Origin of the sequence: Kandleria vitulina DSM 20405, from assembly GCF_000702065.1 — a bacterium.
Taxonomy (GTDB): domain Bacteria; phylum Bacillota_I; class Bacilli_A; order Erysipelotrichales; family Coprobacillaceae; genus Kandleria; species Kandleria vitulina.
In genome coordinates this window covers 1-22964 of record NZ_JNKN01000001.1, presented here as the reverse complement: position 1 = coordinate 22964, position 22964 = coordinate 1, and the positions used below count along the sequence as shown (strand labels likewise).

19 protein-coding genes and 1 other annotated feature are annotated in these 22964 nt (G+C 35.3%); of the genes, 17 read left to right on the top strand and 2 right to left on the bottom strand.

Going from position 1 to position 22964, the window contains the following annotated elements; genetic code table 11:
* Nucleotide 1: 1 nt before the first annotated feature.
* From T513_RS0100100 to T513_RS0100045, 11 genes are all read left to right on the top strand, one after another.
* Nucleotides 2-919: a cell division protein ZapE gene (locus T513_RS0100100; protein ID WP_029070085.1), complete on the top strand. Its 918-nt coding sequence runs from the start codon at nt 2-4 to the stop codon at nt 917-919.
* Nucleotides 920-1097: 178 nt separating this feature from the next.
* A complete protein-coding gene (pfkA, locus tag T513_RS0100095; protein WP_029070084.1) occupies nt 1098-2057 on the top strand; it encodes a 6-phosphofructokinase in 960 nt (319 codons plus the stop codon).
* A 151-nt stretch (nt 2058-2208) separates the two neighbouring features.
* Nucleotides 2209-3636: a pyruvate kinase gene (gene pyk / locus T513_RS0100090; protein WP_031588446.1), complete on the top strand. Its 1428-nt coding sequence runs from the start codon at nt 2209-2211 to the stop codon at nt 3634-3636.
* A 127-nt stretch (nt 3637-3763) separates the two neighbouring features.
* Nucleotides 3764-4306, top strand: coding sequence for a putative ABC transporter permease (locus tag T513_RS0100085; protein ID WP_051550647.1), 543 nt, complete (start codon nt 3764-3766; stop codon nt 4304-4306).
* A 52-nt stretch (nt 4307-4358) separates the two neighbouring features.
* Nucleotides 4359-4555 (top strand) — a binding site (T-box leader).
* A 38-nt stretch (nt 4556-4593) separates the two neighbouring features.
* On the top strand, nt 4594-6354 hold the full coding sequence (thrS, locus tag T513_RS0100075; protein ID WP_029070082.1) for a threonine--tRNA ligase: 1761 nt from the start codon (nt 4594-4596) through the stop codon (nt 6352-6354).
* Between the two features lie 85 nt (nt 6355-6439).
* The gene (locus tag T513_RS0100070; RefSeq protein ID WP_031588444.1) at nt 6440-7366 is read left to right on the top strand and encodes an alpha/beta fold hydrolase; all 927 of its coding nucleotides are present in this window, start codon (nt 6440-6442) and stop codon (nt 7364-7366) included.
* A 55-nt stretch (nt 7367-7421) separates the two neighbouring features.
* Nucleotides 7422-8546: a glutamate 5-kinase gene (gene proB / locus T513_RS0100065; RefSeq protein ID WP_029070080.1), complete on the top strand. Its 1125-nt coding sequence runs from the start codon at nt 7422-7424 to the stop codon at nt 8544-8546.
* A gap of 82 nt (nt 8547-8628) precedes the next feature.
* On the top strand, nt 8629-9075 hold the full coding sequence (locus T513_RS0100060) for a MarR family winged helix-turn-helix transcriptional regulator (RefSeq protein ID WP_031588443.1): 447 nt from the start codon (nt 8629-8631) through the stop codon (nt 9073-9075).
* Nucleotides 9076-11361, top strand: coding sequence for an ABC transporter ATP-binding protein (locus T513_RS0100055; protein WP_031588442.1), 2286 nt, complete (start codon nt 9076-9078; stop codon nt 11359-11361).
* The gene (locus T513_RS0100050) at nt 11354-13165 is read left to right on the top strand and encodes an ABC transporter ATP-binding protein (RefSeq protein ID WP_031588440.1); all 1812 of its coding nucleotides are present in this window, start codon (nt 11354-11356) and stop codon (nt 13163-13165) included. Before T513_RS0100055 ends, T513_RS0100050 begins: the two co-directional genes overlap by 8 nt.
* Nucleotides 13166-13247: 82 nt before the next feature.
* A complete protein-coding gene (locus T513_RS0100045; RefSeq protein WP_031588439.1) occupies nt 13248-14639 on the top strand; it encodes a PTS sugar transporter subunit IIB in 1392 nt (463 codons plus the stop codon).
* A gap of 8 nt (nt 14640-14647) precedes the next feature.
* Here T513_RS0100045 and T513_RS0100040 read toward each other — a convergent pair whose 3' ends face one another.
* Nucleotides 14648-15616 (bottom strand): uroporphyrinogen decarboxylase/cobalamine-independent methonine synthase family protein, encoded by a 969-nt coding sequence (locus tag T513_RS0100040; RefSeq protein WP_031588437.1) that lies wholly within the window; start codon nt 15614-15616, stop codon nt 14648-14650.
* Between the two features lie 164 nt (nt 15617-15780).
* Here T513_RS0100040 and T513_RS0100035 point away from each other — a divergent pair, with 164 nt between their 5' ends.
* From T513_RS0100035 to T513_RS0100015, 5 genes are all read left to right on the top strand, one after another.
* Nucleotides 15781-16995, top strand: coding sequence for an amidohydrolase family protein (locus T513_RS0100035; RefSeq protein ID WP_029070074.1), 1215 nt, complete (start codon nt 15781-15783; stop codon nt 16993-16995).
* A gap of 79 nt (nt 16996-17074) precedes the next feature.
* Nucleotides 17075-17401 (top strand): ArsR/SmtB family transcription factor, encoded by a 327-nt coding sequence (locus tag T513_RS0100030; RefSeq protein WP_422723609.1) that lies wholly within the window; start codon nt 17075-17077, stop codon nt 17399-17401.
* 2 nt (nt 17402-17403) lie between these two features.
* A complete protein-coding gene (locus tag T513_RS0100025; RefSeq protein WP_479691146.1) occupies nt 17404-19275 on the top strand; it encodes a heavy metal translocating P-type ATPase in 1872 nt (623 codons plus the stop codon).
* A gap of 72 nt (nt 19276-19347) precedes the next feature.
* The gene (locus T513_RS0100020) at nt 19348-20241 is read left to right on the top strand and encodes a hypothetical protein (RefSeq protein WP_031588434.1); all 894 of its coding nucleotides are present in this window, start codon (nt 19348-19350) and stop codon (nt 20239-20241) included.
* 155 nt (nt 20242-20396) lie between these two features.
* Nucleotides 20397-20603, top strand: coding sequence for a hypothetical protein (locus T513_RS0100015; protein WP_031588432.1), 207 nt, complete (start codon nt 20397-20399; stop codon nt 20601-20603).
* Here the strand turns inward: T513_RS0100015 and T513_RS0100010 are convergent.
* On the bottom strand, nt 20589-21461 hold the full coding sequence (locus T513_RS0100010; RefSeq protein WP_031588430.1) for a LysR family transcriptional regulator: 873 nt from the start codon (nt 21459-21461) through the stop codon (nt 20589-20591). The genes T513_RS0100015 and T513_RS0100010 overlap by 15 nt on opposite strands.
* 110 nt (nt 21462-21571) lie before the next feature.
* Here T513_RS0100010 and T513_RS0100005 point away from each other — a divergent pair, with 110 nt between their 5' ends.
* Complete coding sequence (locus T513_RS0100005; protein WP_029070068.1) at nt 21572-22840, top strand: adenylosuccinate synthase; 1269 nt, start codon at nt 21572-21574, stop codon at nt 22838-22840.
* Nucleotides 22841-22964 lie beyond the last annotated feature (124 nt).

Here is a 22964-nt window from a genome sequence, read left to right as displayed (position 1 = left end):
TATGATTCAAGTATCAAAGACATTAAAACTTCAGTCTGATATTCAAAAAAGAAAAGAAGAATCGCTTTATGAGCTATTGAAAGATCCTACGATCAAGGATTTTGCAAATAAGTATCATCTTTCAATGGAGAAGCTTGGTGACTATTGGGCAGAACTGATCGACTACAAGGAAGACCGTGATCAGTGTGAATCATGTACTTCTCTTGAGTCATGTCCTAAAGTCTCAAAGGGACTTTGCCGTGTTTTGACTTATGAAAATGGTGTATTTGATATGCCCCTTAAATATTGTAAATACGGCAAGATGAAAGAACAGGAATCCCATATTCTTTCTCATTTCCTTTACAATAATGTCTCTTCTTCTTTAGCCTTGACTGATTTATCTAATAATCAATATGCATTAAGAGCAACAGAGTTATCCAATAACAATAAAGCTGCATTGAAATCTATTCTTGCCTATGTTATGGCCCCAAGTGAAAAGGGACTCTATCTTTATGGAGAAAGTGGAACAGGCAAGACCGTGCTGATGGCAGGACTTATGAATAAGCTGGCAAGAACAGGAAAGGATGTTGGCATCTGTCATTTTCCGACATTCCTTCTGGATATGAAGACACACTTTGGAAACTACAGCGATGATTCATTCTTGAGTCATATTCTAAATATTCCCTATCTTCTTCTCGATGGACTTGGAGAAGAGAATGTGACTTCATGGTCACGTGATGAAGTTCTGCTAACTATTCTTTCTTATCGTGATATTAATCATCTTCCAACATTTGTGACAAGCATGTATACCATTGATGAATTAAAAGATGTTTATTTATTAAGAAAAAATGATAAGACAGAAAAGATTCGTGCCCAAAAGATTGCCCTTAAGATCAAGTCTCTTTGTACACAGCTTTCTTTAGAATCTAACAAGAGATAATATGTTTTTTTTAAGATGGAATAGGAGAAATGAAAAAACACTGATTTTTTCATTTCTTTTCTTTTTTTGATAAAGTTCATTAAAATCATTATGAAACATTCAATATTAATTATTGTTTAGTGAGTAAGAAATGTGCTAAAATGTCCATAGAAAAAACTAATGAGAGGTGAAGAAAGAAATGGTAAAGAGTATTGGCGTTTTAACATCTGGCGGAGATGCTCCTGGAATGAACGCTGCTGTTAGAGCGGTTGCAAGAACTTGTTTAAATAAAGGTATCGATGTTTATGGTGTCATGTTAGGCTTCAAAGGTCTTCATGAAGGTCAGTTCTATAAGTTCAATAGACATTCAACTCGTAATATCATCAATGTTGGTGGTACTATGCTTAAATCTGCAAGATTCCCTGAATTCGCAGATCCAAAGATCAGAGAAGAAGCTATCGAACAGATGAAGAAAATCGGATTGGAAGCATTGGTAGTCATCGGTGGAGATGGAAGTTACCATGGTGCTTTAGAGTTAACAAAGATGGGTGTTAACTGTATCGGTATTCCTGGAACAATTGATAATGATATTCCAGATACTGATTACACAATCGGATTTGATACTGCATTAAACACTATCGTTGATGCATTAGATAAATTAAGAGATACTTCTGGATCTCATCAGAGATGTACTATTCTTGAAGTAATGGGTAGAACTTGTGGTGACTTAGCTGTAAACGCTGGTTTAGCTGCAGGTGCTGAAATTATCGTAACTAATCATACTGGATTTGATGAACAGAAAATTATTGAACAGTTAAGATTATCTAAAGCTTCAGATAAGAAACATGCGATCGTAGTTATCACTGAACATATTACTGATGTTCATGAATTAGCTAAACATGTAGAAGAAGCTACTGGATTCGAAACTCGTGCTAACGTCTTAGGACATATGCAGCGTGGTGGTAGACCATCTGCACGTGATAGAGTTTTAGCTTCACGTATGGGTATTAAGGCCGTTGAACTTCTTGAAGAAGGAAAAGGTGGTCTTTGCGTTGTTCAGCATGGTGAAGAAATTGAATCTGAACCAATTTTAACATTGTTTGAACATAAGAGACAGGTTCCTCAGGGAATGTATGATGACGTTTTAAAATTACGTTAATATGAACAAGAGGTAAAAAAGATTGAATTGAAAACGTTCACATCTTTATTACCTCTTGTTTTTTTTGTTCTTGTTTGTTAAGATACATGTCGAGAGATGAAAAGTCTCGAGAAATACGTGAATTTTTACGAAGTAAAAGAGGAGATTAAAAATGGCAAGAGATAAAATGAAAAAGACTAAAATTGTTTGTACAATTGGTCCAGCTTCAGACAGTGAAGAAATGCTTAAAAAATTAATCAAAGCAGGTATGAACGTAATGCGTTGTAACTTCTCACACGGCGATTATGAAGAACATACAGCTAAGATGAATAAGTTAAGAAACGTAAACAAAGAATTAGGAACTAATGTAGCAATCATGCTTGATACAAAAGGTCCTGAAATCAGAACAGGTGCTTTCGAAGGTGGATTTACTGAATTCAAAAAAGGTCAGGTTTCAGTAATCACTCCAGAAGAAATCGTAGGTACTGCTGATCGTTTCACAGTTTCTTACAAAGAATTATACAAAGATGTTAAACCTGGTGGATTTATCCTAGTAAACGATGGTCAGGTTGCATTATTAGTTGACCATGTAGAAGGTGACGAAATCTATACAGTTGCTGCTAACGATGGTAGAGTTAAGAACACTCGTGGTATCAACGTACCAGGTGCTATCTTAGCATTCGATTTCTTATCAGAAAAAGATAAATCAGATATCAAGTTCGGTTGTGAACAGAACGTTGATTACATCGCAGCTTCTTTCGTAAGAAGACCTCAGGATGTATTAGATATCAAGAAATTATTATGTGAATGTGGTAAACCAGATATCAAGATTTTCTCTAAGATTGAATCTGTAGAAGCAGTTGAAAACTTAGCTGAAATCGTAGAAGTATCTGATGGTATCATGGTTGCTCGTGGAGACTTAGGTGTTGAAGTTCCAGCTGAAGACGTTCCAGGTATCCAGAAGAAGTTAATTAAAATGTGTAATGCTGCTGGTAAACCAGTTATCACTGCAACTCAGATGTTAGAATCTATGCAGGAAAACCCAAGACCAACAAGAGCAGAAGTATCTGACGTTGCTAACGCAATCTATGATGGTACAGATGCAATCATGTTATCTGGTGAATCTGCACAGGGTAAATATCCTGAAGAAGCAGTTATGACTATGAACAAGATCGCTTTAAAAGCTGAATCTCAGTTAGATTATGGTCATTTATTAAGACGTGCAATCAGAACTTCTGATGACAATACTTCAGAAGCAATCTGTATGTCAGTAGCTCAGATCGCTACAAACTTCAACGTATCAGCAATCATCGCATTCACTGAAACAGGTGGAACTGCAAATCGTATGTCAAGATACAAACCAGAATGCCCAATCATTGCCGCTACTCCTTATGAAAAAACAGTTAGAAAATTAGCAATTTCTTGGGGCGTTAAACCTGTATTAGTAAATGAAATGAAATCTAAAGAAGGTTTAGTAAACTTAGCTAACGTTGTAGCAAAAGAAAACGGAATCGCTGCTGGTGAAAAAGTATTAGTAACTGGTGGTACTCCAGGTGTTGTCGGACAGACTAACTACTTAGAATTAATCACAGTAAAATAATAGCTGCTGATTTCTTGAAAGGATACTCGAAAGGGTATCCTTTTCTTTTTAGTTTTATTATGAAAAAACCTCTATATTTTATAAGTATTGTATGGTATATTAAATAAAAGTGGGAAGAGGGGTTTTAATGAATACAGTACTTCAATCATTAAGAGAATTGTTTATTGATAAAACAATTAAAAATGTAAAATATAACTTATTCCTATTCACATTCGGCAGTATTGGCGGATGGGTTATTGAAACAATATTCCGTTCACTATACAGTGGCTATCTGGTTATACCTGGTTTTTTAAATGGTCCTTGGTGCCCAATTTATGGGCTAGGGATCACATTAGCCATTCATCTTTGTGAAGGAAAGAATGTTGCTGATTCATTTATTCGTCTATTTGCCGGCGCAACCATTCTTGAATGGGTGACTTCCGTATTCTTTGAAAGATTTACCCATCGCTTGTTATGGGATTATTCCATTATGCCATTAAGTACGGGAAGCCGTATTAATATTATATTTTCAATATTATGGGGTCTTATGGGATTATTTCTTCTATATGTCATAGAACCTCAGCTAAAGAAATTCTTCGAATGCTATCCAGCTTTCTTGACTATTTCAGAGTGTCTGGTCGTATTCTTCTTTATTGATTGTATTATCAAGTTTTTACTTGTTTTTGCTTAACATCTTCAATTTCATATTGACAAAATAAAAGAGTATTGTACAATGAAGCTTGTTAAAAGCAAAGATATAGGATATGTCCTTATGAAACGCTATTGTAGAGAGAAGACGGCTGGTGAAAGTCTTTATGGTCTTTATAGGGGTACTCCCTATGAGCTGCGCTCGAAAGAGATTGCCGTTTCTCGCGTTAAGAGTCTAGAGGTTATCGTATGATAACGAATAAAGGTGGTACCACGAGTCTTCGTCCTTTGGGATGAAGGCTCTTTTTATTAGAAGAAGGAGAGAAAACAATGAGAGATTTCTTAAATGAAAAAGAACTTAACACATTGAATCATTCATGTGCTCACGTTTTAGCACAGGCAGTGAAGCATTTATGGCCTCATGCTAAATTCTGGGTTGGGCCAGTTGTAGAAGAAGGATTCTACTATGATATCGATCTAGGAGATGATACTATCACCGATGAAGATCTTCCTAAGATTGAAAAAGAAATGAAAAAGATTGCTAAAGATGGAAAGAGAATTGTTCGTCATGAAATCTCTAAGGAAGAAGCCCTTGAAGAATTCAAGGATGATGAATATAAAGTAGATCTTATCAACAACTTTGAAGATGGTACAATCATCTCTACATATTCACAAGGAGACTTCACTGACTTATGTCGTGGTCCTCATGTAGATACTGTAAAACAGTGCCGTAACTTCAAATTAATCAAGCATTCAGGTGCTTATTGGAAAGGGGATAAGAACAACAAGGTTCTTCAGAGAATCTATGGTGTATGTTTCCCTACTAAAGAAGAACTTGAAGAACATCTTCAGTATCTTGAAGATGCAAAAGCAAGAGATCATAGAAAATTAGGTAGAGAATTAGGAATCTACATGATTCATGATCTAGTAGGTAGAGGATTACCTATGTGGATGCCAAATGGATTTACTGTAAGAAGATTATTATCTGATTACATCATGAATAAAGAATTAGCATTAGGTTATGAACATGTAATGACACCTTCACTTGGTAACGTTAAGCTTTATAAGACATCAGGACATTGGGATCATTATAAAGATGATATGTTCCCAGCAATGAAGATGGATGATGAAGCTTATGTCTTAAGACCAATGAACTGTCCACATCACATGGTAATGTACAAACAGTCATTACATTCATATAGAGATCTTCCAGTACGTATCGCTGAAATCGCTAATGATTTCCGTTTCGAAGCTTCTGGCGCATTGACTGGTCTTGAAAGAGCAAGAGCCTTCACACAGAATGATTCACATATCTTCTGTCGTCCAGATCAGATTGCACAGGAATTCAAGAGCGTTGCAGAATTGATCTTGGATGTCTACAAAGACTTTGGTTTCGAAGATTATGAATTCAGACTAAGCTTAAGAGATCCAGACGATACAGAAAAATATTTTGGTAATGATGAATTATGGGAAAAATCTGAATCTCAGTTAAGAGATGTTCTTAACGAAATGGGCGTTAAATACTATGAAGCAAAAGGTGAAGCCGCATTCTATGGTCCTAAGCTAGATGTACAGGTTAAATCCGCAATCGGGCATGATGTAACTTTATCTACAATCCAGCTGGATTATCAGTTACCAGAACGTTTCGAATTAACATATGTTGATGAAAACGGAGATAAGGTAAGACCAGTCGTTATCCATAGAGCTATTCTTGGATCATTGGATCGTTTCGTAGCCTTCTTACTTGAAGAAACAAAAGGTAACTTCCCATTATGGCTAGCACCTAAACAGGTTGTTGTTCTTCCTGTTAATAATAAATATCATGAAGAATATGCCAAAGAAGTTGTTGCTAAATTAAGAAAAGCAGGATTCAGAACTGAGTTAGATAACAGAGATGAAAAACTTGGATACAGAATCAGAGAAGCACAGATTCATAAGATTCCTTATGAATTAGTATTAGGTAATAGTGAAAGAGATGAAGGAACTGTAACTTATCGTTTACATGGTGAACAGAAACAGACAACAGTTTCATTTGATGAATTTGTTTCATTATTAAATACTGAAGTAGAAAAGAAGACAATCAGAAGATAATGAAAAGTCCTAGAGATATCTAGGACTTTTTCTTCTTTATGAAAATCTCTATTTTAGATATAATAGTGATAAAGAGGGTGCAAATATGATAAAAAATGAATTTTATTTCCAATCAAGTGATCATCTTCATCTTATTCACGCAATAGAGTGGATTCCAAGTGAAGTCAAGGCTGTTCTTCAGATTGCTCATGGCATGATTGATCATATTGATCGTTATGATCGTTTAGCAACATATTTGTGTCAGCGTGGCATCTATGTGGTTGGCAATGATCATTTGGGTCATGGCCTTTCTGTCCTTGATGAAAGTGAATGGGGATCTTTTCCAAATACCAAAGGCTATGAATATGTGGTTGAGGATCTCCATAAATTAAGAACATCCATCAAGAAAAAATATCCCGATGTACCGTATTTCATGATGGGACATTCCATGGGATCATTTCTGATGCGACTCTATATTGCTCGTCATAAAGAAGGTCTTGCAGGATGTGTATTAATGGGAACTGGACTGACTCCGTCTGCGCTTCTTTCTACTGGAAAGAGGTTATGTCAATCAATGGCATTAGTTAAGGGATGGCAGTATCGCAGCGCGCAGGTGGAAGCCTTAAGCTTTAAGAATTACAACAGTCATATTGCTTATCCTGCTACTAAGCATGATTGGCTATCCAATAATGAAGAGGAAGTCATGAAGTATGAGAATGATCCAATGACATCTTATACATTTACATTAAATGGATACTATAATCTTTTCTCATTGATACAGCTTATTCAAAAGAAAAAGACAATTAAACAGATTCCTAAAACATTGCCAATATTGCTTATCAGCGGAGCCAATGATCCAGTTGGACAATATGGTAAAGGAGTTACAGGATTATATATGATATATCGACAGGCGGGATTCAAGGATGTCAAGATGAAACTTTATCGACATGGAAGACATGAAATCTTTAATGATCTTGAACATGAAGAAAGCGATGAAGATATTTATATATGGTTATGTAAGCACATTTCATAATGTGCTTTTCTTATGTGCAAAAATTCATTATAATAATGCCAATGAGGGAGATCACATGAAAAGAAATATAAAGGATATCCATAGAATTATCATTAAAGTAGGATCAACTTCACTTTGTGATACAAATGGTAAAATCAATAAAGAAAAAATCTTAAAAATTATCAGTCAGATTGCTACATTAAAAAGACAGGGCTACACAGTAGTACTCGTTTCTTCTGGTGCAATCGCCGCAGGTATGGGAAAGCTTGGACTAGAAAGCAAGCCTACCACATTGCCACAAAAGCAGGCTTTAGCTGCCATTGGACAGGCTAAGCTTATGGAAATCTATGAAGAGTTCTTCAAAATCTTTGATATGAAGTGTTCACAGATTTTACTTAATCACGATGATTTTGATGACCGTAAGAGATTAAATAATTTAAACTATACAATCAATGCCTTGCTTGATTATGATGTAGTACCTATCATCAATGAAAATGATGCCTTGGCTGTAGAAGAAATCAAATTTGGAGACAATGATACTCTTGCATCATTGCTTGTCCCAGTCATTGAAGCAGAACTGCTTATTTTAGTAAGTGATATTGATGGTTTATATACAGCTAACCCAAAAATTGATAAAAATGCGACACTTATAAGCTATGTGCCAAAGATTACCAAGGAAGTCATGCGTTATGCTGGTGATACATCTTCTAATCTAGGAACAGGTGGTATGGCCACAAAACTTAAAGCAGCACGTATGGTCAATGATTATGGTAGTCATATGTGCATTGTCAATGGTGAAAAAGCCAACAGCATTCTTAATGCCTTAAAAGATGAAGGAACATGGTTCAATGGCAATGGTGGAAAGAATCTTAATGCCAGAGAACATTGGCTTGTTTATCGTTCTAATGCAAAAGGTTCAATCATTGTTGATGAAGGATGCAAGAAAGCTCTTGTAAGAAAACATGTCAGCCTCTTGCCATCAGGAATCATTGATGTAGAAGGGCAGTTCCTTTCAGGACAGGTTGTCAATATTATCGATGAAAACAAGAAGACAATCGGTAAAGGTGTTGTCAATTATGCAAGCGATGAAATCCGCTTGATCAAAGGCTTCAACACATCTGAAATTGAGAATATACTTCATTATAAAGACTATGATGAAGTCATTCATGCCAACAATATGTATATCACATATGAAAAGTAGAAATGAATATTTCTACTTTTTTCTTGTGTTTTGTTAGTGGGCTAACTATAATGGTTAGTACATTAACTAAAAGGAGGGCGCTATGGAAGATATCATTTTTGAAAATGAATATTTTAAAAGTGTGATGGGAAAGGTGTTCTTGATTAAGAAACTGTTTCATAATCAATGCCAGGAAGCTACAAAGAATGTGCATGTTACAAAAGAACAGTGCTTCTTATTGCATATGATAGAAGAAGGAAAACTGACACAAAGTGAAATTGCGAAACAGATGCATATAAGCAATGCAACACTTTCAGTCAGAATCAAAAGACTTGAAGAAGCAGGATATATTAAGCGCAGTCTTTCTAGCAGTGATCATCGTAAATATACATTAGAGATCACTGAACAGGGATTAATGGAATTAGAAAAGGCCGCTTTAGCTATTGATGGATTAACAAGGAAGATGATCAATTCATTAACAGTTGAAGATTACGAACACTTTATTCGTATTGCGGATATAATCACTCAAAATCTACGGGAGGAAGAGTAGATGTGGAAATTACGTAAATACATGATGAAATACTGGTACCTGTTTGTACTAGCGATACTCTTTATCTTTGGGCAGGTCGCTACAGAATTAGCACTTCCTGATGCGATGAGCAACATTGTTTCAAATGGGATTCAATCAGGTGGTTTTGTGAATGGGGTAGCGGAAGTATTAAGCAAAGAAAGCTATGATGCTTTGCTTGATGTCTCTTCGTCAAAAGATCAGAAGCTTATTAAGACATCTTATACTTTAACGAATAAGAAAGATCTTAGTGAAGATGTAAAGGATCGTTTTAAGAATATTAAAGAGGATGTCTATGTTTTAAAAGAAGATGTAGATCAGGATGAATTAAGCGATTCATTATCTAAGCGTATTATTGTTGTAAATATGCTTACACATGCCAATATGAATAGTGAACAGTTTGAGTCATTTAAAGAAATGGCTGAAAAACAGATTGCTTATCTTATTGCTAAAGGAGAAAAAGAACAGTCTTCTTTAATGAAGAAAGCACTAAAAGAAGGAAATGCTTTATTCTTTGTTAAGCAGATGCCTTCTTCAAAACAAAAAGAAATCTATTCAGCTATTGAGACACAAATTGAGAATATGGGAGAAACCAATCTCAATATTGCGGCAGGAAGTGCGGTTAAGAATGAATATAAGAAATTAGGTGGGGACACTGACCAAGTACAAAACAGCTATATCAAAAATGCTGGGGTGCGCATGCTGATGGTGGCATTAACTGGAGCGGTGGCATCCATCGTCTCAGCACTTTTTGCGTCATTGCTTGCCAGCAAGATCGCAAGAGATTTGCGTGTGGCTTTATTTAAGAAGGTAGAAAGCTTTTCTCAAGAAGAGATGAATCAGTTTTCTACAGCTTCACTTATCACAAGAAGTACAAATGATATTACGCAGATACAGTCAGTTATTACGATGTTTGTGCGTATGATCTGTTATGCTCCGGTTTTAGGTGTTGGGGCACTGTTAAGAGCAATTGAAGGGTCTGCTTCTATGACTTGGGTAATTGCGATTGTCATTGTGATTATCTTTGTGATTCTTTTGGTTACATTTATGATTGCGATGCCTAAGTTCAAGATCATTCAATCCCTCATTGACCGTCTTAACTTACGTATGAGAGAGAATCTCAGCGGTGTTCTTGTGATCCGTGCCTTTGGCAATGAGAAAGAAGCAGAACGTCGTTTTGATGAATCAAATAAGGATTTAATGAAAATCAATCTTTTTGTTAATAGAATGATGTCATCATTGATGCCGATCATGATGTTTTTAATGAACGCTGTCTCAGTTGTCATTATCTACGTTGGTGCAAAACAGATTGACCTTGGTAATATTGCCATTGGAGATATGATGGCTTTCCTTCAGTATAGCATTATGGTCATTATGGGCTTCTTGATGATTGCAGTTATTGCGATCATTGTGCCAAGAGCTTCTATTTCAGCTTCACGTATTGCGGAAGTATTGGATACGGATTGTCAGATTAAAGAGGCAAGTGAAGTGAAAGACTTTAATGAAGAAGAAAAAGGTGTCATCTCATTCGATCATGTTTCATTCTCATACCCAGGTGCTGATGCACCCGTGTTAAATGATATTTCATTTGTAGCACATCCAGGCAAGACGACAGCTTTTATTGGATCAACGGGGTCAGGTAAATCGACCTTAATTAATTTGATTCCTCGTTTCTATGATGCAACAAGTGGACAGGTAAAAGTGAATGGGGTGGATGTTCGAGATACATCATTGTATAAGTTAAGAGAAAGCATCGGAATGGTACCACAGAAAGGATTGTTATTCTCAGGAACAATTCGTTCCAATTTAACATTTGGTACAAATGAAGCGACTGATGATGAGCTAAAAGAATATCTTCGCATTGCTCAGGCAGATGAGTTTGTAAATAAATTTGAAGATGGATTAGATCATCCTATTTCACAGGGTGGACAGAATGTTTCTGGTGGACAGAAACAACGTTTATCCATCGCTCGTGCACTAGCTAAAGATCCGGATATTCTTATCTTTGATGATTCATTTAGTGCTCTTGATTTCAAGACAGATGCTGCATTAAGAAAAGAATTAAAGACACTTTGTGATAAGAAGCAGACGACTGTATTGATTGTTGGGCAGCGTATTGCTTCAATCATGCATGCGGATCAGATCATCGTTCTTGATGAAGGACGCATTGTTGGAAAAGGTACGCATGAACAGCTTCTTTCAACTTGTCAAATTTATCAGGAAATTGCTCAATCACAGTTAACAAAGGAGGAACTGACTCATGCCTAGACCAGGAAAAATTCAAGGGCCTACAGAAAAAGCCAATGATTTAAAAAAGGCAATGGGCTCACTATTGAAATATGTTCGTCCTTATGCCTTACGTTTGATTATCGTTACTATCTTTGCGGTAGGGTCCACAATCTTCTCTATTGTAGGACCAAAGGTTCTTGCTAAAGCAACTGATAAGCTAGCACAAGGGGTAATGGCTAAAGTCAATAATACAGGAGGAATTGATTTTAAGTATATTCTTCATATTGCTATTATATTGATTGTTCTTTATCTTATTAGTGCCTTCTTTAGCTATATTCAAGGTTGGATTGTCTCAGGTGTTTCACAGGAGGTTGCGTATTCTTTACGTAAAGATCTTTCTGAAAAGATGAATAGACTTCCATTATCTTATTTTGATAAACATGCGAGTGGGGATATTCTTTCTCGTGTAACCAATGATATTGATACAATTGCGCAATCATTGAATCAGTCTTTATCACAGATGATTACCTCTTTTACTACAGTGGTAGGAATACTTATTATGATGCTTTCTATCTCATGGCAGATGACACTTATTGCCTTGTTGATACTTCCTTTATCTTTAACATTAATAGCTTTACTGATGAAAAAATCCCAGAAGTACTTTTCTCAGCAGCAAACTGCGTTAGGGGATGTAGATGGACATATTGAAGAAATATATGGTGGACATCTTGTCGTAAAGGCTTTTAATGGAGAAGAAGAGGCTATTGATAAATTCAATACGTACAATGCGTCATTGTATGAATCAGCGTGGAAATCACAGTTCTTTGGTTCACTTATGATGCCGATCTCTCAATTTGTAGGGAACTTAGGCTATGTGGCAGTGTGTATTGTAGGTGGTTATCTTGCTACGGGAAAGATTATTACCATCGGTGATATTCAGGCCTTTGTGACTTATGTAAGAAACTTCAATCAGCCTATCTCTCAGCTGGCTCAGGTTCTTAATCTTCTACAGTCTGCTGGTGCAGCGAGTGAACGTGTCTTTGAGTTCCTTGAAGAGAAAGAGCTTGATCTTGAAGAAGCTGAAGTTTCAAGTGAAGATGTAGCTAAGATGAATGGAGCAGTTACATTTGATCATGTGCAATTTGGATACAATGAAGATAAGATCATCATCAATGATTTCAATCTTCATGTACATGCAGGACAGAAAGTTGCTATCGTTGGTCCAACAGGAGCAGGCAAGTCTACTATTATTAAACTGTTGATGAGATTCTATGAACTCAATAAAGGTTCTATCTTAATAGATGGAGTAGATATTACCAAATTGAAAAGAAGCGATCTTCGTAGTCTATTTGGAATGGTCCTTCAGGATACATGGCTCTTTAATGGAACAATCAAGGACAATCTTAAGTATGGAGCATTGGATGCAAGTGACGATGAAATAGAAGAAGCCTGCCAGAATGCTTATGCTCACCATTTTATTCAGACATTGCCTGAAGGAATGGATACTGTAATTAATGAAGAATCAAGCAATATTTCAGCTGGACAAAAACAATTGCTGACAATTGCTAGAGCTTTTATTAAAAATCCTAAGATTCTGATTCTTGATGAAGCAACCTCATCCGTTGATACGAGAACAGAATTACTTATTCAAAATGGTATGGATAAGCTGATGGAAGGAAGAACATCGTTTATTATTGCACATCGTCTTTCTACAATTAGAGATGCCAATACGATCATTGTCATGAAAGATGGCGATATCGTAGAAATTGGTAATCATGATACATTATTAAAACAAAAAGGATTCTATAGTGAATTATACGAATCACAGTTTGAAAATGCCTAGCAGTGACTAATGTCACTGCTTTTTTGAAAAGGCTACCAAAACTATTAAAAAATGGTAAAATAAGGATGAGGTGAAACGTTTTATGGACGATTTTTTAAGAGAAATCTATGTTAAAGTCTATAGATCTTGGATACTAGGTCAAAAGAGTGAACAGTATAATATAAAAGAAGTTGATGAAAAGACAATTGTTCTTGATGGTGTAGGAGCTATCGGTAAAGTGGTTTTTCAGGGGAATGTCATTGAATTGTCTGTAACCAATAAGAAAAATGATCATATTGATTTTTATCTTCATTTTCAGATGCAGACCTTAGGACATGCCTCTTCTTTGTTTAATGAGCTTATTGATGCTATGGCTACAGCTGAAAATACAAAAATAGTTCAGGTTCTTTTATCTTGTACAAGTGGACTGACAACGGGCTTTTTTGCACAGGAATTAAATCAGGCAGCGACTACATTGTGTATGGATTATCATTTTGAAGCTGTCCCTTATAATGAATTGACAGCCGTAGGAAGAAACTGTGATATTATTCTTCTTGCACCCCAGATTGGATATCAGCAGCCTAAAGTACAGTCCATCTTCCATCAGATTCCCGTGGTCACTGTTCCTTCTCAGGTATTTGCAAAATATGATGTCAGAGGCGCACTGAAGCTTGTTGGTGATTCACTGCTTGCTCAGGAAGTAGTAGATATCCCTAAAGCATTACAATTGTCTGTAGATTATGATGAGGATATTTTATCCATCGGTATTTTTAAGACGACAAGAAGTACAAGGATCCTCTATCGTGTCTACAAACATTCAAGTGTATTGGAACATGGACAAATTATTAAACAGAAACTCTGTATTGATGATCTAGATGATCTTATCGACTTTATGCTTGTTTCCTATCCGCACTTAAAAAAGGTGGGCATTGCCACACCGGGAATAATAGATCAAGGACATCTGACTTTAGAAAAAGATCAATTGTTTAATGTTGATATTATTACTCATTTTAAAGAAAAATATCCGTATATGAATATTCATTTAGATAAAGCTAGCGAAGCGATCGCAATGACTTTATATGAACTGCAGGACTATAAATCATTGTCATTTTTGTATCTGCCTAAATCTTCCTATGTAGCAGGTATGGGAAACATCAATGAAGGAAAGATCATGAACGGTCATATGGATGTATCAGGAGATCTTCATCAGCTGCCATTTATTTATGAGAAAGATCCTCGTGAACAGATTCTAAGTGAAGAAGGATGTTTGGATATTGTCGCAAAGCATTTCCTTCTTTCTATTATGACTTTCTCTCCAGAGGTATTAGCTTTCTATTGTTCAAATGTTGTGAATGTAGAAGATGTAGTGAAAAAACTTGAAGATTATGTACCAAGACACTATATTCCAAAAATAAAGAAACTTGATAATATTGAAGAATATCTTCTCTTTGGAGAAATGCTGAAATGTATTGCACAAGAAAAACAGAGCACTTAGCTCTGTTTTTATGTATGCCATATTTTCTCGCTGATATCTTTTAGTTTCTGTATCTTTTCCCATTGCTGAAACTCAGAAAGAGTCAGGCTTGATGTATCAAATTCTCCCCTTGTAGAAATAGAGAGATGAGACAATGGCACATACAGTGAAGCTTCAATGACACGATCGATGATTTCTTCTTCATTTTCCATAAATGGTGTATTGGCTACCAGCAGTCTTAAGATTACATCTTTATCGTTAGGTAAATGACTTAAGAACGCTAACGGGTAGGATGATTTATGATCACATTCTATATAATAGGAGTGAACATGTTCATGAGTAAACAGGTAAGCAGCTATTTTATTGTAGCTATCATAATCAAGCTGATTCTTTTGGATATGAGTAGAAAAAATTAAATCTTGAGGCTGATTATCAATAACCTCATTGTTGATATGAACAGTTTCTTCTAAATAGTCCAATGCTTCTTCTTCTAGAAGAAGATAACGGCATCCCACATGATATATTTCTTTAATAAATGAACGATAAATAGAAATGACATCATTATTGAAATCATCAAGGGAGTCATAATATTTTAGTATGTTTTCTTTATTGTTAAAGATATGAATAAAAGTAGAAGGAGAAGGAATACTGATTCTAGCATGACTGTTCTCATCTTCAAATGAGTGAATGAATCTGAATTCTTCAAGAAGAGGATGTGATTTAAAGGTTAATGGTCCTTTAAGAAAAAGTCCTTCTTCATTATAGTTGACATGGAGAAAGGGAATAATAAAATCAAGTGTTACGTTTTCTCTTCGATAATGCCCATCATAAATAAAAGGGAACTCATATTCTTTCTGTTTGATAATCAGGTTTCTGATTGCATTGTCCTGTGCTTCTTTTAGCTTATTATAGGAAATAATGCCTTTCTTATAGGAAAGGTTAGCTTTCTTTACGCTTTCAGGCAGTAGAAAGTTACCTATGATATCATAGTGTTTCACTTAGATCCCTCCTTTTTTTATTGATTATTATAATAGTTGTAAATATTATTTCAATATGGTTATTATATGAATTGATGGAGATATCTTATAGATATTAACTATAACAAACGAAGTTATGATATAATAGTTATGTTCTTGTGAATGAATAAGAAAGGAAAATAATTATGAAATATGCACTAATAAATGCAACTATTCTTGATGGAACAAGAGATATGCGGCCTCAGCGCAATATGATCATTCTTACTAACGATGAGCGCATTGAAGCCATTGTTCCGGATACTTATGATACAAAAGGTTATCTTGTTATTGATTTACATCATGCCTACGTTATGCCAGGATTGATTGATTTACATGCACATCTTTATGATGGTGGGACTTTAAAGAAAGGCAAAGCTTTCTCTTTTGCAAAAAAGGTTTTCCCATCTGATTCTTATCGTTTAAAAAGAACAGAGAACTATGCCCGTATGCATCTAGAAAGCGGTGTAACCACAATGCGTGTCATGGGAAATAGTGAATCATGTGAACTGCTAGTAAGAGATAAGATTCAATCACAGATGATGCTAGGTCCCCGTATGCTTTGTGCTAAGATGTTAGCTTTTCATCCGCTTATCGATGAAAGAATTGATGTTGTACAAAACTACAGTGATATGATGAAAAAGCTAAGAAGCTATCGTCATAAAAAAATAGATTTTTTAACACTTCTTATTGATGATCTCGATAATGAAGAACTGATCCGCTCAACAATCGTAGAAGCCCATAATCACCATATGAGCGTTGCCGTACAGGTCCATAGTTCATATGCCTTAGCTATGGCCCTTAACAATGGTGCCGACTCTATTGAATATGGTGGAGCAATGAGCAAGAGCCATATCAATAGATTCCAGATGAATCCTACTTTTGAAGTCGCCATCTTTTCACCATTGATTGGTAAATACATGCAAGAAGACCTCAAGGATGAAGGCTATGAGCTCATTAAACAGATGGTCTCTTGTATTGAAACATGCAATGCACACCGTATTGAAGTAGGAATAGGGACAGGCTCTTCTCTTGAAGGCGTTACACACTATAATATGTGGAGAGAACTTGCCTATCACAAGCATTTCTTTGATTTGACAAATCAGGATGTATTGTACATGGTAACTTTAAATAATGCGAAACAATTAGGTCTAGAATATGTGATTGGCAGTATTGAAGCAGGAAAATATGCGGATCTTATCGTAATGGAAGAGAATCCATTGGAAGATCTTTCAGCATTATCTTCACTTTCTTTTGTGATGAAGAGCGGTCATCTTTTAAGACACCCTAAGATTGAAAAGAAAAAAGAGCTTGAAGAAGCACTTGATCAGATGATGGATACATTAAATGCAAACAACCTCTAAAATTAGAGGTTGTTTTTCTTGCATTTATATTAATATATGATAAAATATTCATATGAATAAACATTCAAGTGAGGTATACATGATGAGTAAATATGAAAATTATGATTTAGCAGTTAATGAGATGAGTGAAGATGAACTTAGTGATTTAGCTGATTTATTTAAAATGTTTTCTGATTCTACAAGAATCAAGATCTTATATGATCTTCTTGAAGGGGAAAAGAACGTTGGAGAAATAACAAAAGATTTAGGTATGAATCAGTCTGCTATTTCTCATCAGCTTAAGTTATTAAAGACATCTAAGCTGATTAAGTCTAGACGTGAAGGAAAAGCAATGATTTATTCTTTGGCAGATGATCATGTGAAAACAATCATTGCGACAGGAAAAGAACATATTGAGGAGGATTAATTATGGAAATGTCAAGTAAGCTTAAAAAAGCATTACAGAAGATTATTATTGCTTTTGTGCTCTATGTTATCTTAATAATATTTGAACATTCTAATATTGTTCCAGCAATGTCTTCAAATAGATTGATTATGTTTGTACTCTATTTGATTCCATACATGATTGTTGGCTATAGCGTAGTAAGAAAAGCTGTGCTAGGAATTAAGCATCGACAGCTTTTTGATGAATCATTTTTGATGGCCCTTGCGACAGTAGGCGCCTTTGTGACTGGTGAAAATGCAGAAGCTGTAGCAGTTATGCTCTTTTATCAGGTAGGGGAATGGTTCCAGAGCTATGCGGTGGGACGTTCTAGAAAGTCAATTAGTGACTTAATGGATATTGCCCCTGAATATGCCAATCTGGTAAAAGAAGATGGTGAAGTGGAAGTTGTAGATCCATATGATGTTGAAGTAGGAAATACCTTGCTAATTAAGCCAGGTGAACGTATTCCTGTAGATGGCGTTGTTCTTTCAGGAACAAGCATGATCAATACATCAGCTTTAACAGGTGAATCTGTTCCTCGTTTTGTTAAAGAGGGGGATGAAGTTATTTCAGGATGTATTAATGGTGAAACAGCTTTACGTATTTCTGCAAGCAAGATGTATGAAGATTCTACGGTATCAAAGATACTTGAACTTGTAGAAAATGCGTCTTCTAAAAAATCAAAAACAGAAAACTTCATTACTCGTTTTGCAAGAGTCTATACACCTGTAGTAGTGATCAGTGCACTTATTCTTGCTTTAGTTCCTTCTTTATTTGTAGGACATTTCTCAACATGGATCTATCGTGCCTGTACATTCTTGGTTATCTCTTGTCCATGTGCCCTTGTCATTTCCGTGCCTCTTGCTTTCTTTGGCGGTATTGGCGCTGCTAGTAGTGAAGGGGTTCTTGTTAAGGGATCCAACTATCTTGAACAGTTATCTAAAGTTGATGTGATTGTATCAGATAAGACAGGAACTTTAACACAAGGTAAGTTCAAGGTGAATGAAGTTATTGAAGTTAATGGGAAAAAAGATGAAATCCTTCATCTTGCAGCCTTGGCAGAAGGCTATTCAACGCATCCTATTGCGTTAAGTATCCTTGATGCAGTAGGAGAAGATATTGATCATTCTCTTGTCAGTGATTCACGAAATGTAGCAGGACAGGGGATTATTGCTCGATTAGGTGATGATCTTCTTTATGTCGGCAATAAGACATTAATGGATAATCATCATATTGAAGCAGAAAGAATTGATTCTTATGAAACACTCATCTATGTTGCAAAGAATACAGAATTATTAGGCATTATCAAGATTTCAGATGCTATTAAGCCAGAAGCAAGAGGGGCTATTCAATCACTTTATAAAAATGGTGTTAAGACATTCATGATGCTTACTGGTGATAAAGAAGAAGTAGCGAAACATGTGGCAGATGAACTTCACATTTCAAAATACTACGCTGAACTTCTTCCAGGAGAAAAGGTAGAGAAAGTAGAAGAAATACTTTCAGGATCACATAATGCACTCGCTTTTATTGGCGATGGCATCAATGATGCACCGGTTCTTTCTCGTGCTGATATTGGTATTGCGATGGGGTCGCTGGGAAGCGATGCGGCTATTGAAGCAGCTGATGTTGTTATCATGGACGATGATTTAAGTCGTCTTTCTAAAGTTATTCATATTGCCAAAAAGACACTTTCTATTTCTAAAGAAAACATTGCTTTCTCACTATTTATCAAGATTGGAACACTGATTCTAGGAGCTCTTGGTATTGCGAATATGTGGATGGCAGTATTTGCGGATGTAGGAGTCGCATTCTTGTGTATTATTAATTCATTAAGAATTTTAAAGAAGTCCTAAATAGGGACTTCTTTTCTCTTTCTCTTTTATTTCATTTCGTTTATAATAATATCTATATGGGGGTATTATTTTATGAAAACAATACTACGTTTTGCAGCAATTTGCCTAGTATCCCTTACCTTGATAGGATGTTCTGCACAAAAAAAGCAGACAAAGAAAGTGGAACAAGAGGTAGATTTCAATTTAGCATTCACCAATATAGAAATGAGAACGGGATGTAAATATACAATTGGAGCTACCGGTGCTGATGCAAGCAAGATTACTTGGTCAACAACTAAGGAAAAGGTTGCAACTGTAAACAGTCATGGACAGATTGAATCTGTCGGTGAAGGCAGTGCTTCCATTGTTGCTAAAGTAGGAGATCAGGAAAAATATGTGTCTGTTGATGTAAGCTCAAGCTTTAAGCGAGATGTTGTCATCTACACAGAAAACTCATCAAAGAGTGTTGCATCGGAGACAGGTGATAAATCATCTACAAACATCTCAGAATTCCAGATTACTATTTCTCCAAAATCATTTGTTTATGATGGAAAAGAAAAAAGACCGACAGTGACAATCAGAAATAATAAAAGACAGCGTCTGGTCTTAAATACAGATTATACAGTACAGTATAAAAACAATAAAAAGATTGGTATTGCCACAATTATTATTACTGGCAAGGGGGCTTATACTGGTTCAACTAGTTATGAGTTCAATATTACCAAAAAGAAAGTCGCCGGCAATAAGATCGGTGAAACAGATGATGGTGATGATTCTTGGAAATCAGAACGTGCTGAAGATCGCAAGAAGAGAGAAGAAGCATACAAGAAAGCACAGCAGACTAAGAAGTATTCATATTATCAGTATAAGAAGAAAACTGAAGAAAAGAAAAAGGCTGATGAGAAAAAGAAAGCTGCTGATAAGAAAAAAGAAGAAAAAAAGAAAAAAGCTGAAGAAAAGAAGAAAGCACAAACAAATCAAAACTGATGGAGAAGGGTCTCCATCAGTTTTTTTGTATGATAAAAGTATTGGTTTTATAGGAATTGATTGATTTAAAAAATATTGAAATAATAAGCGTTTTTTGATTTATATATAGATATAATATGTGTATAATTTAAATATAATAAGGAAGGTGATATTTTATGAAAAGTAAAAAACATGTGATTTTATTTGGTGTATTAACAGTGTTATTAGTAGCATTTGTAGTATTTTGTCATATTTATGAAGGTATGTATTTTCGCAATATGGACAACAACTTGCTATGGTTCTATAAATATGTTGCTTCACCAGGACGTTATGTTTGTGGGATTATCTTGCTTTTGCATCATGGATATCTACTCTTCAATTAAGGCAATGAATTTTAAGGCTGCAGCTGATAAGGCTGCAGTTTTTAATGATGCATAACCAATGGAACGAGCAGGGAGTGGTGGTTGAACATCAAGAGCATAGACCTGTTCGTTTTTTAATGCTTCAGTAGAGAATTCCTTGATGACACAGGATATTCCAAGTTTATTCTGTGCAAATTTTAAAAGAAGACTATAAGCTCCTAGTTCCATAGCGGGTTTAAGTAGAATACCATGTTTGGAGAAGTAGTTATCTACAAAATTTCGTGAATTGGATAATGTTTCTAAGAGAATAAGATTTTCTTTGGCAATTTCTTCATAAGAATAGGTATGAAGATCTTTTGTTCCTGACACAAAGATATCATGAACTTGATAGCAACTTTTTACTTGAATACTAGGATCATTTAAAGGCATATTGACAAAGGCTAGATCTATAGTTCCACTTTTTAATAATTTAATTGTTTCACTAGTAGTCCCATTGATAACTTTGATATGTACTTGAGGATAATGTTCTCTAAAAGAAACAAGATAGGGAATAAGATAATGTTCACATAAAGAGTCTCCTGCACCAATAGTTAGTTCGCCACTGGTAAGTTGCTTATAGTTTGAAAGTTCATTTTCAGCATTGGTAATTAATGATAAAGCCTGAGAGATCTTATGATAAAGCATTTCACCTTCTTTTGTTAAAGTGACACCTTTACGATGACGAATGAATAAAGAAGTATCCAATTCTTTCTCCAATAGGGTAATTGTCTGACTTACTGCTGACTGGGTAATGTATAGATTTCTAGCGGCCTGTGAAAAAGATAAGGTAAAAGCAGCTTCTTTGAATATTTTGTATTGTTCTAGCTTAATATTACTCATAAGTTCTCCTTATATTAAATTATCTATATATTAATTTTACTTATGTACGGACTTATCGTATAATGTTCTTGTAAAAAAGTCAATTGACGCATAAAGAGAGGATGAAAAACATGGCAGGAGTTGTCGTTGTAGGTAGTCAATGGGGAGATGAAGGTAAAGGTAAAATTACCGATTATCTTTCACAGAAAGCAGATATTGTAGTGAGATATTCAGGAGGAAACAATGCTGGTCATACTATTGTTTATGATGGAAAGAAATTTGCATTGAGACTTATTCCAAGTGGTATCTTTACAGGTGGAGATGTCGTAATGGGGAATGGTATGGTTATTAACCCTAAAGCATTCCTTGAAGAAGTGAAATATTTAAATGATGCAGGAATCAATACTGATCGTATTCATATTTCTGATCGTGCACATATTATCTTACCTTATCATATTGCAATTGATGCAATGGAAGAATCTTTAAGAGGAGATGCAGCTATTGGTACTACTGGTAGAGGAATTGGCCCTGCTTATGTAGATAAATATGATAGATGTGGAATCCGTATGGGAGATTTCATCAATGAAGAACGTTTTAATAAAAAAGTTCATTCTGTAGTTGCATTCAAGAAGAAGCTATATCCTGATTTAGATGTAGATGCTGATGCGTTATTTGAAGAATATAAAGAATATGCAAAAATCATGAAACCTTTAGTATGCGATACAGGAGCTTATCTTGATGATGCATTTAGAGACAATAAGAAAGTCTTATTTGAAGGAGCACAGGGAACTATGCTTGATATTGATTATGGTACTTATCCATATGTTACATCATCTAACCCTGGTGCTAATGGCGTATGTTCCGGTGCGTCAATTGGTCCTTTATACCTTGATGAAGTTGTAGGTATTGTTAAAGCTTATACAACTAGAGTTGGTGCTGGTGCATTCCCAACTGAAATTGAAGGTGAAATGGCTGATCATATTAGAGAAAAAGGTCATGAATACGGTACAGTTACTAAACGTCCAAGAAGAGTAGGATGGTTTGATAGTGTTGTAGTTAATCAGTCTCGTAGAATGGCATCATTAACTGGTATTTCATTAATGTTATTGGATGTATTGACAGGATTACCAACATTAAAATTATGTACTGCTTACATGCTTGATGGAGAAGAAATTCATTCATTGCCTGCATGTATTGAAGATCTTGAAAGATGTGAACCTGTCTTTGAAGAAATGCCAGGATGGGATGAAGATATTACAGGAGTAACTTCATTTGAAGAATTACCAGTAAATTGTCAGAATTATATCAGACGTATTGAAGAATTAGTACATTGTCCAATTACTATGTTCTCAGTAGGTCCAGATAGAAAACAGACAATTGTTCTTAAAGAAGTTTTCTAGTAGAAAAGTAAGTGTTTTGAACACTTGCTTTTTTATAAAGTTCCCGACAGAAAACCCACGTGCCTTTAGGCCGTGGGATAAATATCAGTAAAATATATGGTATAATATACATACAGGAAATCCT

Bases quoted from the DNA above. Each gene is read 5' to 3' on its own strand.
- T513_RS0100100 (WP_029070085.1), top strand. From the start codon at position 2: ATGATTCAAGTATCAAAGACATTAAAACTTCAGTCTGATATTCAAAAA.
- pfkA (WP_029070084.1), top strand. From the start codon at position 1,098: ATGGTAAAGAGTATTGGCGTTTTAACATCTGGCGGAGATGCTCCTGGA.
- pyk (WP_031588446.1), top strand. From the start codon at position 2,209: ATGGCAAGAGATAAAATGAAAAAGACTAAAATTGTTTGTACAATTGGT.
- T513_RS0100085 (WP_051550647.1), top strand. From the start codon at position 3,764: ATGAATACAGTACTTCAATCATTAAGAGAATTGTTTATTGATAAAACA.
- thrS (WP_029070082.1), top strand. From the start codon at position 4,594: ATGAGAGATTTCTTAAATGAAAAAGAACTTAACACATTGAATCATTCA.
- T513_RS0100070 (WP_031588444.1), top strand. From the start codon at position 6,440: ATGATAAAAAATGAATTTTATTTCCAATCAAGTGATCATCTTCATCTT.
- proB (WP_029070080.1), top strand. From the start codon at position 7,422: ATGAAAAGAAATATAAAGGATATCCATAGAATTATCATTAAAGTAGGA.
- T513_RS0100060 (WP_031588443.1), top strand. From the start codon at position 8,629: ATGGAAGATATCATTTTTGAAAATGAATATTTTAAAAGTGTGATGGGA.
- T513_RS0100055 (WP_031588442.1), top strand. From the start codon at position 9,076: ATGTGGAAATTACGTAAATACATGATGAAATACTGGTACCTGTTTGTA.
- T513_RS0100050 (WP_031588440.1), top strand. From the start codon at position 11,354: ATGCCTAGACCAGGAAAAATTCAAGGGCCTACAGAAAAAGCCAATGAT.
- T513_RS0100045 (WP_031588439.1), top strand. From the start codon at position 13,248: ATGGACGATTTTTTAAGAGAAATCTATGTTAAAGTCTATAGATCTTGG.
- T513_RS0100035 (WP_029070074.1), top strand. From the start codon at position 15,781: ATGAAATATGCACTAATAAATGCAACTATTCTTGATGGAACAAGAGAT.
- T513_RS0100030 (WP_422723609.1), top strand. From the start codon at position 17,075: ATGATGAGTAAATATGAAAATTATGATTTAGCAGTTAATGAGATGAGT.
- T513_RS0100025 (WP_479691146.1), top strand. From the start codon at position 17,404: ATGGAAATGTCAAGTAAGCTTAAAAAAGCATTACAGAAGATTATTATT.
- T513_RS0100020 (WP_031588434.1), top strand. From the start codon at position 19,348: ATGAAAACAATACTACGTTTTGCAGCAATTTGCCTAGTATCCCTTACC.
- T513_RS0100015 (WP_031588432.1), top strand. From the start codon at position 20,397: ATGAAAAGTAAAAAACATGTGATTTTATTTGGTGTATTAACAGTGTTA.
- T513_RS0100010 (WP_031588430.1), bottom strand. From the start codon at position 21,461: ATGAGTAATATTAAGCTAGAACAATACAAAATATTCAAAGAAGCTGCT.
- T513_RS0100005 (WP_029070068.1), top strand. From the start codon at position 21,572: ATGGCAGGAGTTGTCGTTGTAGGTAGTCAATGGGGAGATGAAGGTAAA.